Source organism: Clostridium sp. BJN0013, from assembly GCF_040939125.1.
Taxonomy (GTDB): Bacteria; Bacillota; Clostridia; order Clostridiales; family Clostridiaceae; genus Clostridium_B.
In genome coordinates, this window is record NZ_CP162495.1 from 2,494,658 (window position 1) to 2,510,329 (window position 15,672).

Here is a 15,672-nt window from a genome sequence, read left to right on the forward strand (position 1 = left end):
TTATACCACCTCCATCAATGCTTTTGCCTTATTTAAAGATTCCTCATATTCTAATTCAGGATCAGAATCATATACTATACCCCCTCCAGCTTGTATATAGGCATAATTGTCTTTAATAACTACTGTCCTTATGGCAATACAAGTATCCATATTTTTGTTATAAGAAAAATATCCTACCGCTCCTGCGTAGAGAAGTCTTTTTTTATCTTCAATTTCATCTATTATTTCCATAGCCCTTATTTTAGGTGCCCCAGATACTGTACCTGCAGGAAGGCAGGAAATAAAAGCATCAAAACTTGATATTCCTCTTTTCAGCTTTCCTGAGACCTCAGATACCAGATGCATAATATGGGAATACTTCTGTACTTCCATAAATTTTGTAACTTCAACAGTTCCAAATTCACTTACTTTTCCTATATCATTTCTTCCAAGGTCCACCAACATAACATGTTCTGCTCTTTCCTTTTCATCATTTATAAGCTCATTTTTTAGTTTTTCATCTTCCTCCCTGCTACTTCCTCTTTTTCTTGTACCTGCAATAGGATTAGTACTAACTCTATCTCCATGCACACTTACAAGCCTTTCCGGGGAAGAACCTACTATTTGAAAGTCTTTAAAATCCATATAAAAAAGGTAGGAGGATGGATTTTCATACCTCAGCTTTCTATAAATATCAAAGGCCCTAAGTTCAGTCCTACATTTTAATCTTTGAGAGAGCACCACCTGAAATATATCTCCATTCTTTATATATTCTTTAGCTTTTTTTACATTTCTACAAAATTCATCCTTAGTATAATTGGAGGTAAACTCTGCTACTTTTGAATTATTAGAAATATTATGAACCTCTATTTTTTCAGTGATCTGCTTGTATAATTTTTTAAAATAATTATTGATCTCTAAATAACTTACATTATCCTCCGGGAACACATTATATATTAAGATCAGCCTATGCTTTAGATGATCGTAGCATATTAAATTTTTGTAGAACATAAAATAGCTTTCAGGAATTTTCAAATCATCTTCATTATCATCTCTTATATTTTCATATTGTTTTATTACATCATATCCGGCATATCCAATAGCCCCCCCAGTAAAAGGTATCTCCAGTGAATTTGTATTATAATTTATATCCATATATTTTTTTACAAAATCCATTATTTTCCCTTTAAATTTACAGTGGGAATTTTTATCTTTTACAAATATATCATTTTTAAAACTCTTTGTTTCCATATAGGGATTACATGCTATAAAAGAATATCTTCCCTTTTGTTCATTAAATTCCACACTTTCCATTATTATTTTATTTTCACCTTCTACATTGTAAAATATATTTATAGGTGTTATTTCATCTCCATTAAATTTACAAATTACAGGAAATGCATCTTTATTATTTTTTAATAGATTAAATTCACTTTCAGTTATATTTAACATATTTTTTCACCTCCAAAGTTAATCGAGTAATTCTTAGGTTCAGATGGGGTTTGCTATAGAGAAATGCTTATCTCCAGCTGAATTTTAGAAGCACTTATCCAGATGCGTTAGCCACGCTTATCTCCTACTTTAAAGAATATGGAGTTAGCTAATTCTAGCGTTCGGATAAAAAAATACACTTCAGTCCTCAAAAGGGACGAAGTGTATTTTCCGCGGTACCACCCATATTAATCTTATACTAGATGGTAAAAATTAAAATAAAAAGCATTTCTCCCTTTTAGGAAGAAATGCTGAATTTTCTTAGCCACCCAAATAAAACTCTCTCTTTAAGGTACGGAGAAGTATTCTCGATACCCTGTCTTTTTAACGGTAGACTTACCGGATATTGCTACTACTAATTCACATCACACCTTACAGATCCATTCAGTATTAACATTAGCATCTGAATTCCACCCTCTCAGACTCTCTTATCCTAAATTATAACACTTACTACTTCTGCTCATAGGATTTACTTTTTGAAATTTGTTAATTAAGATTATAAAACTAAATTTTATAGTTGTCAATATATTTTACAATATAAATTTTTTTATAACTTCTCCCACAGCACCACTATTATTATCTGTTTCTGTAATATAATCTGCAGATTTTTTCAAAATTTCCCTGGAATTAAATACAGCTACCCCAAGGCCTGCAGTTTTAATCATGCTTTTATCATTTTCATCATTTCCTACAGCTATGCACTGCTCCATAGATATATTATAATAATCTGCCAAAAATTCCAGAGCCTTGCCTTTTGAAACACCTCTGCTGACTATTTCAATATTATACAGATCCGACTTTGTAGTTGTTATACCGGGAACTTTAGCTATTTTATTTCTCAACCTTTCCAGATATTTTACATCCTCATCAATAACTACTATTTTGGTTATATTACACTTGCAATGTTTTATAAATGTCTTTGAATTTTTTATAATTGTAATTTTCATTTTAAATTTTTCACTGTAACTATTATTAATATCATAAAATTTTTTAGTAGTATACCTAAATTGCTCACTATAAAGTCCAAAATCGTCATAAAAATGATAATAGGTATCCTTTTCTTCTCTCAATATATCTATAACTTTTAATAAGCTGTATTTATTCAAAGGAGTTGATTTAATAATACTTCTATTTTCACCTATTATCACCCCTCCATTACAGCATATTATAGGTTCACCAGGAAATACTACTTCAGAATAAAATTTTAATGCCATAGGAGGTCTTCCTGAACAAATAACAAATTTTACTCCCAATTTTATGGCCTTATATATCATATTTTTATTATATTCTGGTATCAACCTTTCGTCATCTAAAAGGGTTCCATCCATATCTACTGCAATAATTTTATAATTCATATGTACACCTCCTATTTTTATTAAATATATTATTGAATTTAAGGTATAACCTTCAAAATAAAAACATAAATTTTATTATAATACTCTATGTCAGGTGTGATATAAATTGAAAAAATTTTTATTATTATTAATACCGATTATTTTACTTGTAGTACTTAGTTATAAATTAAACAATGGTATGTTTAGCCCTCAAAAGCCAAACAATTTTTATTACACAAACCTGCTTGCTAAAAATCTATCTTTATCTTCTCCATTAAAATGTGCTATGGAAGAAAATAATTTCCACGATGAAATAAATTTAGATAAAGATAATATTAAAGATATAAAAAACCTGTTATCCTCCCTTAAAAAAAAGAATTTTATCAACAAGCCCAAAAATCTACCAGAAAAATCTGCCTATAGAATTACTTTTACTTTTGATAAAGAAAAATTATTAATAGATGTATATAATGAAAAATATCTGTGTATTTATCCCTGGGATGGAGAATATTCTATGGACTATATAGACATAAGTGATATTCCAGCCTCTTTAAATTTATATTATTTAGGTAAATACCTTTTTAAACAATATTAACAGAATTCTCTTTTACAAATCTCATATAATTGTATCACAGATATAGTTATATACATATATTATTATTGTATAAATTTATGAAAGGTGAATTACCAATGTTCATTTGTCCTTATTGTGCCCGGAATTTTTATAGGGCTCCTAAATTTAGAGCTGTATCCCACATAAGATTTTTAAATGCCAGTCCAAATTCTCCTGCAATAGATGTATATTTAAATGATAGGCTTATATTTAGAAATCTATTGTATAAATACTTTTCAGATTATGTAACTATACCTTCTGGAACATACCATATAAAGGTATTTCCTTCTGGAAATACTGTAAATCCACTTATAGATAAAAGCTTATTTATATCTCCAGAAAAAATATTTACCCTGGCTGCTATAAACGAATATCCAAATATAGACTTACTCTCTATAGAAGATATACGCCGTCCTAAAATTCCAGGTAAAACATTTATAAGATTTGGTCATCTTTCCCCTGAGGCACCTACCCTAAATATAGTTCTTCCTAATGGTAATACACTTTTTTCAAATGTATCTTATAAACAGATAACTTCATATATACCCGTGGATCCTGGAACCTATACCATAGAAGCTAGAGCTTCTAATTCCGGAGAAAGAATTCTATATGTACCTAATATACGGTTACGTGGAGATAGATTTTATACCATATATGCTGTAGGAAATCTATCTAAACCACCTGAACTTCAAGTATTAATTCCTCTTGATGGCAACAGTTACATTGGTTCTTAGTTAATCCGTATTTTTACAAAGCTAAATTTTACAATAAACATTGTAAATAAACCTCTATTATAGTAAAATCATAACTAGATCATTTGTGGCAATTTTCTATAATAAAAATACTTAAGGTGTAAAAATGAATAAAACAAAAAAATTAGTTTTTTTAAGCTTTTTAACGGGCATGGCTTTAGTTATATATATAATAGAGGCACAGATTCCAGTGTTATTTCCAGGAATAAAATTAGGGCTGTCTAATACAGTATCACTGGCCACTTTAATACTTTTAGGTTGGAGAGAAGCATTACTGGTAATGCTTTTAAGAACTCTTTTAGGTTCAATGTTCAACGGTACAATGACCGCATTTATGTTCAGCATAGCTGGTGGAATTTTAAGCAATTTAGTTATGATTATATTATATAAATATTTTAAAAATTCCATGAGTCTTTGGACTATAAGCATATGCGGCGCCATATTTCATAATATAGGTCAGTTATTAATAGCATCTATTATAATTCAGGACTTCAAAATATATATATACCTGCCTGTGCTTTTAATATCTGCCATAATAACAGGATATTTTATAGGCTGGTGTACAAAATTCCTAATGGACAATTTAAGTAAAATTCCCATATTTAAAAGTTTCCTAGATTCCTGATCAATCAAGTAATTCAGAGGTTCAGGTGGAATTAAACATGCCGCAGTTTTTTCTGCAGCATGTTTTTATCATCTAATTATGAATTTGCCGCAGCTTCTTCTTTACTTTGCTCTTGCAAATCCATAGCACTTATAATTTTTTTAATGGCTCCTGTAGGACATTTAGCAAGACAAGTAGCTTCACTGCATTTTTCAATACAGATATGGTGATCCACTACTGCTAAATTATTTTCCAGCTTAATAGCCCCATAAGAACAATTTTTTAAGCATAATCCACATCCAAGGCATCCTACCTTACAAGATTTACGTACTTCTGCTCCCTTATCTTTAGAATTACAGTTAACTGCAACCTTAGAACCTAAAGACCTTAACTGAATTACACTCTTTGGACAAACAGTTGTACAAGAACCACAACCTGTACATTTATACGTATCAACTACCGGTAAGCCTTTAGAACCCATAGTTAAGGCATCAAAAGGACAATGTTTCACACAAGTTCCAAAACCTAAACATCCATATTGACAAGCTTTAGGTCCTCCCTGAAGTAAATTTGCCGCAGTACAATCCTTTATTCCTTTATAATTATATTTTTTTACTGTATTTGACAAATCTCCTGAACATCTTACATGGGCAACTTTTGCTTCAACATCTCCCGCAGATTTACCGGTAAGTTCTGCTACAGCCTTTGCAACTTCTTCCTTTCCAGGTACACAAAGATTAGGGGGAACACTTTCATCTAACACAACTGCCTCTGCATATGCCTTACACCCTGCATATCCGCATCCTCCGCACTGTCCCTTTGGAAGCACGTCTTCCACCAATTCTATAAGTGGATTTACCTCCACTGCAAACTTTTTATCTACATAGCCCAAAATAAGTCCAAACAAAAGTCCTATAATGGTCATTACTATTAAAACCATAATTACTGTCTGCATTTCACCAGCCCCTTTCTACAGCGAAATCATGCCTGAAAAACCCATGAAGGACAAAGCCAGCATTCCTGCCAGAATAAAAGCTACTCCAAGACCCTCTAGAGGTTTAGGTACATCCGCTAATCTTAATTTTTCTCTAAGACTTGCCATTAAAACTATAGCTAGGGCAAACCCCAGACCAGAACCTATACTATTAACTACACTTTCTAAAAATCCATAATTAGATTCAGCATTTATAAGTGGCACACTTAGTACAATACAGTTTGTAGCTATCAAAAGAAGATATATTCCCCACATATTATACAGTGCAGGTGCCTGTTTTTTTATAATAATTTCTAAAAGTTGTACAAAACTTGCAATTAAAAGTACAAAAACTACAGTTTTTAAAAATACTAGATTAAAAGGTACCAATACAAAATTATAAACTACCCAAGCAAGCATGGAACTTAAAGTAATAACTGAAGTAACAGCCATACCCATACCTATTGAAGCATCTAAATTCTTAGAAACTCCGAAGAATATACAAAGTCCTAGAAACCTTGTTAAAACAAAGTTATTTACAATTACTGCACTTATAAACAAAGTTAAATAGGCAGACATTATGCTTCACCTCTACTTAATTTTTCTAATTTTTTCATTTTAATTTTCTCCACGTGTTGATTATAAACTTTTACTACAGATACTAAATATCCAATCAATATAAAAGCTCCTGGTGGAAGTATCATAATCAAAGCCGGATTATAAGAAGCCCACATTACATGTATACCAAATATAGTTCCTGCCCCAAATAATTCACGTATTATACTTATTAAAACTAAGGCTAAAGTAAATCCACATCCCATACCCAGTCCATCAAAGAAGGACGGTATTACAGGATTTTTAGAAGCAAAAGTTTCCGCACGGGCAAGTATTATAGCAAATACAACTACCAATGCCAAATATATGCCTAATTGACTGTACAATACAGGTGCGTAAGCTTGTAATACAAGTTCCACCACTGTAACTATAGTTGCTATACAGGTTATATACACCGGTACACGAACCTTAGGATTTACAAATCTTTTAATTATAGAAACCACTGTATTGTTACAAGTTATAACGAACAATACGCAAAGTCCCATAGTCAAACCATTTATAGCAGAACTAGTTGTTGCCAGCGCCGGACACAAGCTAAGTGCAAGGACAAGTATAGGATTTTCCGCAATTAATCCTTTTTTAAATATATTCCATAATCCTTTCATAGTTATTTACCCCCCGTAAATGTAGTAACCTCTTGAACTGCCTCTTTAACTCCTTTAGTTACAGCCCTTGAAGTAATTGTAGCTCCTGTCATAGCTTGAATATTCTTATTGTTGGATTTATCTTTTACAACTAATAAATCATCAGCTGTTTTCCCTTTAAACTGTGCAGTAAAAGAATCCTTTGAGGCATTAGCTCCAAGCCCTGGAGTCTCATTATGGGATACTATACTGAAACCTATTACTTTTCCATCTGGAGTAACAGCAACTAACATAGTTATAGCCCCACCATATCCTTTGCTTTCTGCAGGTACTACATACGCAACTGTATTGCTTCCCTGCTTTGCTTCATACCAATCTGTCTTGCCATTTACAGATTTAAAATCATCTGCATTTTTAACTAAGGTCTGCATAGTCTTATTCTTCAATTCAATTTGTTTTTGTGCTGCCACTGGTGCAGTTATATAATAAACTACAGCAATTATAATTCCAGCTATAAAACATGTAACTGTTAAATTTTTAGTAATCTTAAATACACTGTTCTTATTTTCCATGAGCCTACCTCCTTGTCCCAAATTTAACTGGGATTGTTAAATTTTTAGTAATCTCCAATGTGCTATTTTGGTTATTATCCATTAAGAAGTTACTTCCTGGCGCCAAATTTAACTGGCTGTATAAAACGGTCTATTAAAGGAGTAACTGCATTCATTAATAATATTGAATAACATACACCTTCAGGATATCCACCTTTTAATCTGATAAGGGAGGTAAGAGCTCCTGCACCTATAGCAAAAATAATTTGTCCTTTAACCGTCATAGGTATAGTAACCATATCCGTAGCCATAAAAAAAGCACCAAAAACCAATCCACCTGCCATCATATGGAAAATAGGATCTCCTGTGAAAAATCCTGAAGTTCCGCCAAAAGCCCAGGTGAGTATGCCTACAGTTCCAATCATTATTACAGGAACCTGCCAATTAATATAACGTTTATATATAAGATAAAGTCCGCCTAAAACAAGCAATATTGTAGAAGTTTCTCCTATACTGCCATTACGAGTACCTATAAATAATGCCTTATAAAGTGCTCCTGTTCCTCCAAATGTATCAACTAACTTTGAATACCCATCAAGTTTTAAAATTCCAAGAGGGGTAGCACTAGTTACCGTATCTACACTGGTAGTAATCTTTGTCCATGTAGTCATAGCCACAGGCCATGAAAGCATTAAAGCAGCCCTTCCTATATGAGCTGGATTAAATATATTATATCCAAGTCCTCCCATAGAATGTTTAGCTATTGCTATAGCTATAAAAGATCCTATAGCAACCATATAAGCAGGAATTCCCGGTGGGAGACACATAGCAAGTAAAAGTCCTGTCAAAAAAGCACTTCCATCTTTAATAGTTACAGGTTTCTTTCTTATTTTTTGAATTGCATATTCCGTAATCACAGCAGCTAAGATACTTACTATCATAGTTTTTAGTGCAGGAATGCCAAAGTTATATATAGCAAAAATTGCTGCCGGAGCTAATGCTAAATTAACATTCCACATTATTTTAGAAATAGATTCATCACAACGAATATGCGGTGATGATGAAACCGTGAAAATATCTTTTTTTGTTTGTGCTTCTGCCATTTTACAATCACCCCTTATATTATTTCGCAACTTTCTCTTTATTTTTTTCTGCTTCAGCTTTGTCTCTAGCTGCCTGAGCTGCATTTTCAGCCTTTAAATATTTAACATATTGTACAATATTTCGTTTGGCAGGACACACATATACACAACTGCCACATTCTACACAATCTAAAAGGTTGTAATCTTCTTTAGCTTCTCTATATAGATTATTTTGTCCAAGAATACTCAGCATACTTGGATTCAAGCTCATTGGACAGGCATTTAAACATCTACCACATCTAATACATGCAGTTTCTGTTCCCGTATTCACATCACTTTTAGACAATGAAAGTATTCCTGATACACCCTTCATTACAGGTACTTCTAAATTAGACTGTGCAAATCCCATCATAGGTCCACCCATAACTACCTTAACTGGAGTTTCTTTAAATCCACCACAAAGATCAATAGCATATCTAAAAGTGGTTCCTATCCTAAGCAATAAATTTTTAGGTTCTTTTAAAGCCCCTCCACTTAAAGTGGTAACCCTCTGTATAAGCGGAATACCTCTTTCTACAGCATCACTGACTGCAATGCATGTACCTACATTTTGAACAACTGCACCTACATCCATAGGAAGTCTGCCCGATGGGACTTCTCTTTCTGTTAAAACCTTTATAAGCATCTTTTCAGCCCCTTGAGGATATTTGGTAGGAAGGGCAACAACTTGTACACCTGTTTCTTGAAAAGCTTTTTCCATAACCTCAATAGCATCCTTTTTGTTATCTTCAATACCTACAAATCCCTGTTCTGCCTTTAAAATTTTCATAATAATTTTAACACCTGATACTATCCTATCTGTATATTCCAACATAGATCTATAATCAGATGTTAAATAAGGTTCACATTCAGCTCCATTTAATATAAAAAATTCTACTTTTTTATCTGATGGAGGTGAAAGCTTAACATGTGATGGAAAAGTAGCTCCTCCCATTCCTACAATGCCAGCTTCTCTTATTATATCCATTATCTCTTTATCATCTAAATCTTGCCAATTACGGGAAGTGGGTATTCCTTCCACCCATTCATCCTTGCCATCATTTTCGATGACTATAGTCAGACATTTTCCAAACCCGGGATGAGGATATTCAGCCACATCTACAACTTTTCCAGAAATAGAAGAATGTACATTAGCTGATACAAAAGCATCACTTTTAGCAATAAGCTGCCCTTTCTTAACCTCATCGCCTTTTTCCACTATAGGAGATGTAGGAGCACCTATATGCTGTCTAACAGGAATGAATACCTTATCAGGTATAGGTGCTACTTCTATAGGCTTATTGGCAGTGTACTTTTTGTTATCATTAGGATGTACTCCACCCAGAAAACTTTTTAACACGTTTAACACCTCTTTCGATAATAATTTTAATTATGAAAATATTAGTTTTTACAAACTAAAATTATAAAATAATTTTTATATTAGAGTATGGATATTATTATCTACACTCCAATATAAAATTACATACTTTAAATAAAATTCAACATAACAAGTTAAATTAGAATAAACACTCCTCTAATTTAACTAAAAAAACATATTTAAAATTTAAAAGGATCTGTAAAATTGATTCCAATTATAATATCTTCTTAATTACAGGTTTAGAAGCATCATCTTTAGCTGTTGCCCTATCAAATACTTTTATATATATAAGTGATATAATAAAAAACACTATTCCACCTACTACCTTAAATGTCATTTCATAATATCCCACAGCATTAAATATCCACGTTCCAACCAGAACCCCTAAAAAAATTGATATAATAGGCATTATATATACCACAAATGCTGCTCTTATCATATTCTGTTCTCTCATTTCAAGAATAACATGTTCCCCAGCTTTTGCTCCAATAGGATTTTTAGCATCTAACACCGTAGCATTATCGCCTGGACAAGCACCACAATTCTTGCAATCCCCATGTCTACTTGCTTTAACTTTAGCAAAGCCTTCTGCTGTTTCAATTACGATGCCTTCCGATTTCTTTTTCATTGATTACATCTCCTTATTTATTTGTTGACCTTTTCTAAATATACGACATTACTCCTTTATTTCTATAATTATATCATAAATTTTTATACTGTATCATAATTTTTTTATATCTGTACTAATTTAGTTTTAAATATTAATATTTTAAAACATCCTGAACTTTTCAATATATATTATACATCATTTTTTAAAATTTCATAATAGAAATGTCCACATTTTATTTTTTAATTTTTTAATTTTTGGGGGTTTTTTTGAATAGTTTTTTATATGTAATTAATATTATAGTTGATCTAGCAAATTCTCAATATTTTTCAACAATAGTCTAAATTAGTCTTTACTTGAATAATATAAATATATTATTATAATAGTATATACTAATATATATTAATAGTATATGCTATTATAACATGAGGAAACGTTACAGTATCGCATGATAAAACATTACATATAACAGTTTTTATAACTCAAATCTATTATTTTTATGGGGAGGTTAAAATTATGTTAAAAATGATTACTAAAAAGGAAATAGACTCTAATATAAGTTCATTTAGATCCGATGCAAATTCACTTAAATCTGATATAAGTTCACTTAAGATAGAGGATATTATCGATATTGATCTACTCCAAAAGTTTCAGGATAACTTTGCTGAAAGTATGGATATTGCCAGTGTAACTGTAGATATGGATGGAAATCCTGTAACTAAGCCAAGCTCTTATACTGATTTTTGTTTAAGACTCACCCAATCCACCGATATTGGTACCAGACGCTGTGCTGAATCCCATAAAATAGGAGGACTGGAAGCAACAAGAACAGGAAAACCTTACGTTTACACCTGTCATGCTGGATTGATAGATTTTGCAGCACCTATATTAGTTGCAGATCAGCAGATTGGAACAATTTTAGGTGGTCAGATTTTAACTTCTGCTCCAGAAGAATCAATATACAAAAAAAATGCAAAAGAAATAGGTATTGATGAAAATAAATATTTAGAAGCTGTAGGCAGGGTAAAAATTACTACTAAAAAAAATATAACAGCAGCAGCAGAAGTACTATATATTATTATAAATGCACTTTCAAAAATAGGATATGAAGAACTTCAATTAAAAAAAACCTCTCAGGTTCTTTCAGACAATTTAGATCAGATTTCTGCCATAATGGAAGAATTGTCAGCATCCTCAGTTAATGTTTCAAATAATCAACATTCTTTAAATAAAGAAATTATTAATATAAAAAATATATCTATGGAAATTAATTCCATACTAGACTCCATAAAAAGTATAGCTGATGAAACTAAAATGCTTGGATTAAATGCTGCTATAGAAGCTGCTAGGGCAGGAGACATGGGTAGAGGTTTCGGAGTAGTTGCTACAGAAATAAGAAAATTATCTGAAAATTCCAAAAATACTGCCATAAAAATATCCGATCTCACTAAAAAGATTGAAGAATCTGTAGATAAAACTGTAGAAACATCAAATTCTACTTTAGAAACTACAGAACAGCAAACATCTGCTATTGAAGAGACCAATGCAAATTTGCAGGAGGTTATATCAATTTCAGATAAATTAAATGATTTAGCAACTTCCAACATAGATAGATTTAAAAGACAGTAGAAAATTGAATTCAACTACAAGACAAATAAATTCTTAAATATCAATTATTTCAGTATAGAATAAATAGATTATATTATTAATAATTAATAATATAATTACTCAACAGGAGATGAATGGACATGAACAATGCGGAAAAAACATTTTTTAAAAATGTCTGTAAATACTGTATAGACAAATATATTATTTCAAATAATGGACCTTTAATAGCTTCTCTTATAAATCAATTATGTAACCATGTAAATATGGATGTACCTGCAGTTCAAGGTATAGTACGTCTACATGTAAATGATAACTATAGCAGAAGCTTTGCCCATTGTTTCAATGTATATAATGGCAATATTATAGATGCTTCAATATATCAATATGCACTTATATATAGATCTATAGAAAACCTTTTCCCTATCTACGTGGTACAAAATATTCCAGATTATATAGACTATAGGATTGATAATAAAATGAGTATAAAACATAAGGTTAAATTTAATGAGAAATTACTAGAAAATATACTTAAAAATATAAAAGACAGGGACTTACCTGAAATAAAAAGATTTAACTTAAACGAAGATTCAAAAAAGAAAAATTTATTTTACCTTTAATTTAAAACTTATTTAAGAATCACTTAACATATTGGAATTTTTATTTGAATACTAAAATTAGCCAACACTCCCATTTTCTTCAAAGTGGAAGATAAACACTTCTACGCACCTGGATAAGTTCTTCTAAGATTCAGATGGAGAAAAGCATTCCTCTATAGTAAACTCCACCTGAACCTAAGAATCGCTTGATATTTAGGTATTTGAAAATTAGTTAAAACTTCAGGGGAATTTGCATTACCCCTGAAGCCAAAAATTTTATGCATGAATCTTCTTACTTTTACATCCTTGGAAGCTATTAATGCAGTGCTGTATATTTTTTTATCATTTTCATATACACAAAGCATTCCTATTTTATCACCCTTTTTTACAGTATATCCTATTTTTTGAGGTTTTATAATTTTTGTGGTATATTTAAATCCATTTTTTATAGGTAATATAATATCACTTTCACATTGTAATTTTAGATTATTTTTACTGACCTTCAATTCTGCCGCAATATCATCTTTTGAAAATAATTTTACAAACTTGTAATTTTTATTTACATACTCATATATTTTATTTGTTTCTTCCCATCTTCTAGGTGAATTTAAAACTACTATTATTATATCATTTTTTTGAACAGTTACAGAAGTAACCAGACACTTTCCTGCCTTTCCAGTATATCCAGTTTTAACTCCATTTGCCTCTGGAATCTGCCAGAGTATTTTATTTATATTATGATAGCTTCTGGTAAATTTATTTTTTTCTCCATCTACATCTTTAGAACCTACAATTTCATTAAATAAAGGCTCTTTTTTAGCTATTGAAGTAACTAAAGCAAGATCATAAGCTGTAGAATAATGTCCTTCACTATCAAGTCCATGGGGTGTTTTAAATTGAGTATTTATTACCCCTAATTCACTAGCATATTCATTCATAAGTTCTGCGAACTCTTCCACACTTCCACTAATACCTTCTGCAATAGCTATAGCGGCATCATTACCTGACCTTAACATAAGTCCGTATAAAAGTTCTTTTAATAATATACTTTCACCTTTTTTATAACCTACTGTAGAGCCTCTTACCGAAGCAGCTTTAGGGGATATATCTAATTTTTTATTTAAATCTCCATACTTCATAGCTACTAAAGCAGTCATTATCTTAGTGGTGCTCGCCATTGGAACCAATTCATAAGCATTTTTTTCATATACTACTACTTTAGAATTACTATCTATAGCTACAGCACATCTAGCATCTATATTAGGTGCCTTAAAAGCCTTGTCTTCTCCTTCTGCAAATACATTATAGCAATATATATTATTAAATACAATAAAGAATGTTATTATATATACATAGATTTTTTCTAATCTCACAATTTTCATAAATTACTCCTTCCCTTACTACTTATAGTATTAAATATTTTTTCCTTAAATAAATATATTACTATTAAAATTATTGCTAAATAAGTATATAATTTTGTATTTAGTTAAAAATTAGTAAAAAGATATTATTAAATGGAGGGAATTATGGTCTTATTCTTTTTTTTATTTATTACATTATTTATTATCCTTTTATTTATTCCTTTTCCCGTAAAAATAAAAATAGAATATTCTAAAAAAAATTTTACCTTTAAAATATATAATTTAAATATCGCAAATAAGATTAAATCAATTAAAGATAAATATTTTTTAGATCATCTTAGAATAAAGAATAAATTATCCTTTTTTATAACTACTATAAAAAATAATTTAAATTTTATTAGGGAAATAAAATTTAAATCTACTCTCAAAATAAATATAAAAATTACCTATGGTCTTGAAGAAGCCGCTCACACAGCCTTAGTTTATGGATTTATCCCCTTAATAAATACATTAACTTTAAATATTCTATCTAAAATATTCATCATAAAACAAAAACAAATTTACATAACTCCTGACTTTAACAATTTACATTTAAAAATACAGTTAAATAGTATAATTTACATAAGTTTAGCTAAAATTATATATACAGGTATACTTTTAGCTAAATATAGACAAAAGCTTAAAAAACTAAATCCTCTTCATACATAAAATATTTATCCGAACGCGACAATTAGCTAATACTCCCATCTTCTTCAAAGGGAAATAAACACTGCTACGTGCCTGGATAAGTTCTTCTAAGATTCAGATGGAGATAAGAATTTCTCTATAGCAAACTCCACCTGAACCCAAGAATCACTTGATAAAGGAGTAAGTTATAATTTACTATTAAAAGTTCAAAGGAGGAATTTCAATGGATAATCATCCTATAGAAAACTTATTAAAAAGCACCATGGAAAATTTGAAAGATATGATAGATGTAAATACCATAGTAGGAGATGCGGTAGAATCAAAAGATGGTTCTTTTATAATACCCATTTCAAGAGTGTCTTTAGGTTTTATATCTGGAGGAAGTGAGTTCAATTCTAAAAATGAGGATACATCTAATTCAGAATATCCTTTCGGAGGAGGTTCTGGAGCTGGGGTTACAGTAAAGCCTGTGGCTTTTTTAGTTACCAAAGGTGACTCCATAAGACTTCTATCCTTAAATCAAAATAATACCTATGATAAAATAGTAGATTCTATTCCTCAGATAATAGATTTAATTAAGGGAATGGGAAGTTCCAAATGTAAAAAATCAGAAAATACACATAAAAGAGAAGAAGAAAAAGAAGAAACTGTCAAAGAAAAAAACTCATGATCAAACTCCATCTGAATCTAGAAATCATTTGATAGAGTACATCAATTAGCTGCATGTCAAGAAAAATATTTTTGACATGCTATTTCTTCTTTTATCCTAAGGCTACAATTAGCTAATACATCCAGTTTCTTCAAGGTGAAAGATGCTT

General features: G+C 30.7%; 17 protein-coding genes and 1 other annotated feature. Of the genes, 7 read left to right on the top strand and 10 right to left on the bottom strand.

Features of this window, described 5'->3' with window-relative positions; all coding sequences use genetic code 11:
• Complete coding sequence (trpE, locus tag AB3K27_RS12685) at nt 1-1,431, bottom strand: anthranilate synthase component I (RefSeq protein WP_368487790.1); 1,431 nt, start codon at nt 1,429-1,431, stop codon at nt 1-3.
• Nucleotides 1,432-1,620: 189 nt separating this feature from the next.
• Nucleotides 1,621-1,943, bottom strand: a binding site (T-box leader).
• A gap of 57 nt (nt 1,944-2,000) precedes the next feature.
• Nucleotides 2,001-2,825: a Cof-type HAD-IIB family hydrolase gene (locus tag AB3K27_RS12690; RefSeq protein ID WP_368487791.1), complete on the bottom strand. Its 825-nt coding sequence runs from the start codon at nt 2,823-2,825 to the stop codon at nt 2,001-2,003.
• Nucleotides 2,826-2,931: 106 nt separating this feature from the next.
• Between AB3K27_RS12690 and AB3K27_RS12695 the strand changes: the two genes are divergently transcribed.
• The 3 genes from AB3K27_RS12695 to AB3K27_RS12705 all read left to right on the top strand — a co-directional run bounded on the left by AB3K27_RS12695 (nt 2,932) and on the right by AB3K27_RS12705 (nt 4,794).
• Nucleotides 2,932-3,399, top strand: a complete 468-nt coding sequence (locus AB3K27_RS12695; RefSeq protein WP_368487792.1) for a DUF4883 family protein — start codon at nt 2,932-2,934, stop codon at nt 3,397-3,399.
• Nucleotides 3,400-3,494: 95 nt separating this feature from the next.
• Entirely contained in the window at nt 3,495-4,151 is a 657-nt protein-coding gene (locus AB3K27_RS12700; protein WP_368491234.1) for a DUF4397 domain-containing protein, read from the top strand.
• Between the two features lie 124 nt (nt 4,152-4,275).
• Nucleotides 4,276-4,794, top strand: coding sequence for a Gx transporter family protein (locus AB3K27_RS12705; protein ID WP_368487793.1), 519 nt, complete (start codon nt 4,276-4,278; stop codon nt 4,792-4,794).
• Between the two features lie 76 nt (nt 4,795-4,870).
• Here the strand turns inward: AB3K27_RS12705 and rnfB are convergent, their stop codons facing one another.
• From rnfB to AB3K27_RS12740, 7 genes are all read right to left on the bottom strand, one after another.
• Nucleotides 4,871-5,728, bottom strand: a complete 858-nt coding sequence (rnfB, locus tag AB3K27_RS12710) for an RnfABCDGE type electron transport complex subunit B (protein ID WP_368487794.1) — start codon at nt 5,726-5,728, stop codon at nt 4,871-4,873.
• Nucleotides 5,729-5,743: 15 nt separating this feature from the next.
• On the bottom strand, nt 5,744-6,325 hold the full coding sequence (locus AB3K27_RS12715) for an electron transport complex protein RnfA (RefSeq protein ID WP_368487795.1): 582 nt from the start codon (nt 6,323-6,325) through the stop codon (nt 5,744-5,746).
• Nucleotides 6,325-6,966, bottom strand: a complete 642-nt coding sequence (rsxE, locus tag AB3K27_RS12720) for an electron transport complex subunit RsxE (protein WP_368487796.1) — start codon at nt 6,964-6,966, stop codon at nt 6,325-6,327. The genes AB3K27_RS12715 and rsxE overlap by 1 nt, the downstream gene beginning before the upstream one ends.
• 2 nt (nt 6,967-6,968) lie before the next feature.
• On the bottom strand, nt 6,969-7,517 hold the full coding sequence (locus AB3K27_RS12725; protein WP_368487797.1) for an RnfABCDGE type electron transport complex subunit G: 549 nt from the start codon (nt 7,515-7,517) through the stop codon (nt 6,969-6,971).
• Between the two features lie 89 nt (nt 7,518-7,606).
• Nucleotides 7,607-8,599, bottom strand: a complete 993-nt coding sequence (locus tag AB3K27_RS12730) for an RnfABCDGE type electron transport complex subunit D (protein WP_368487798.1) — start codon at nt 8,597-8,599, stop codon at nt 7,607-7,609.
• Nucleotides 8,600-8,618: 19 nt separating this feature from the next.
• Nucleotides 8,619-9,977: an electron transport complex subunit RsxC gene (gene rsxC / locus AB3K27_RS12735; protein ID WP_368487799.1), complete on the bottom strand. Its 1,359-nt coding sequence runs from the start codon at nt 9,975-9,977 to the stop codon at nt 8,619-8,621.
• A 232-nt stretch (nt 9,978-10,209) separates the two neighbouring features.
• The gene (locus AB3K27_RS12740) at nt 10,210-10,623 is read right to left on the bottom strand and encodes a SoxR reducing system RseC family protein (protein ID WP_368487800.1); all 414 of its coding nucleotides are present in this window, start codon (nt 10,621-10,623) and stop codon (nt 10,210-10,212) included.
• A 504-nt stretch (nt 10,624-11,127) separates the two neighbouring features.
• On the opposite strand from AB3K27_RS12740, the gene AB3K27_RS12745 reads away from it, so the two are divergent.
• Together AB3K27_RS12745 and AB3K27_RS12750 are read left to right on the top strand one after the other, a co-directional pair.
• Nucleotides 11,128-12,231, top strand: coding sequence for a PocR ligand-binding domain-containing protein (locus AB3K27_RS12745; RefSeq protein WP_368491235.1), 1,104 nt, complete (start codon nt 11,128-11,130; stop codon nt 12,229-12,231).
• Nucleotides 12,232-12,350: 119 nt separating this feature from the next.
• Entirely contained in the window at nt 12,351-12,827 is a 477-nt protein-coding gene (locus tag AB3K27_RS12750) for a hypothetical protein (RefSeq protein ID WP_368487801.1), read from the top strand.
• A gap of 152 nt (nt 12,828-12,979) precedes the next feature.
• Here AB3K27_RS12750 and AB3K27_RS12755 read toward each other — a convergent pair whose 3' ends face one another.
• Nucleotides 12,980-14,188 carry a D-alanyl-D-alanine carboxypeptidase family protein gene (locus AB3K27_RS12755; RefSeq protein ID WP_368487802.1) on the bottom strand — a complete coding sequence of 403 codons (1,209 nt, stop codon included), beginning with the start codon at nt 14,186-14,188 and terminating at the stop codon, nt 12,980-12,982.
• Nucleotides 14,189-14,332: 144 nt separating this feature from the next.
• Between AB3K27_RS12755 and AB3K27_RS12760 the strand changes: the two genes are divergently transcribed.
• The gene (locus tag AB3K27_RS12760) at nt 14,333-14,875 is read left to right on the top strand and encodes a DUF2953 domain-containing protein (protein ID WP_368487803.1); all 543 of its coding nucleotides are present in this window, start codon (nt 14,333-14,335) and stop codon (nt 14,873-14,875) included.
• A 202-nt stretch (nt 14,876-15,077) separates the two neighbouring features.
• On the top strand, nt 15,078-15,524 hold the full coding sequence (gene ytfJ, locus AB3K27_RS12765) for a GerW family sporulation protein (protein WP_368487804.1): 447 nt from the start codon (nt 15,078-15,080) through the stop codon (nt 15,522-15,524).
• The last annotated feature ends 148 nt before the right edge of the window (nt 15,525-15,672 follow it).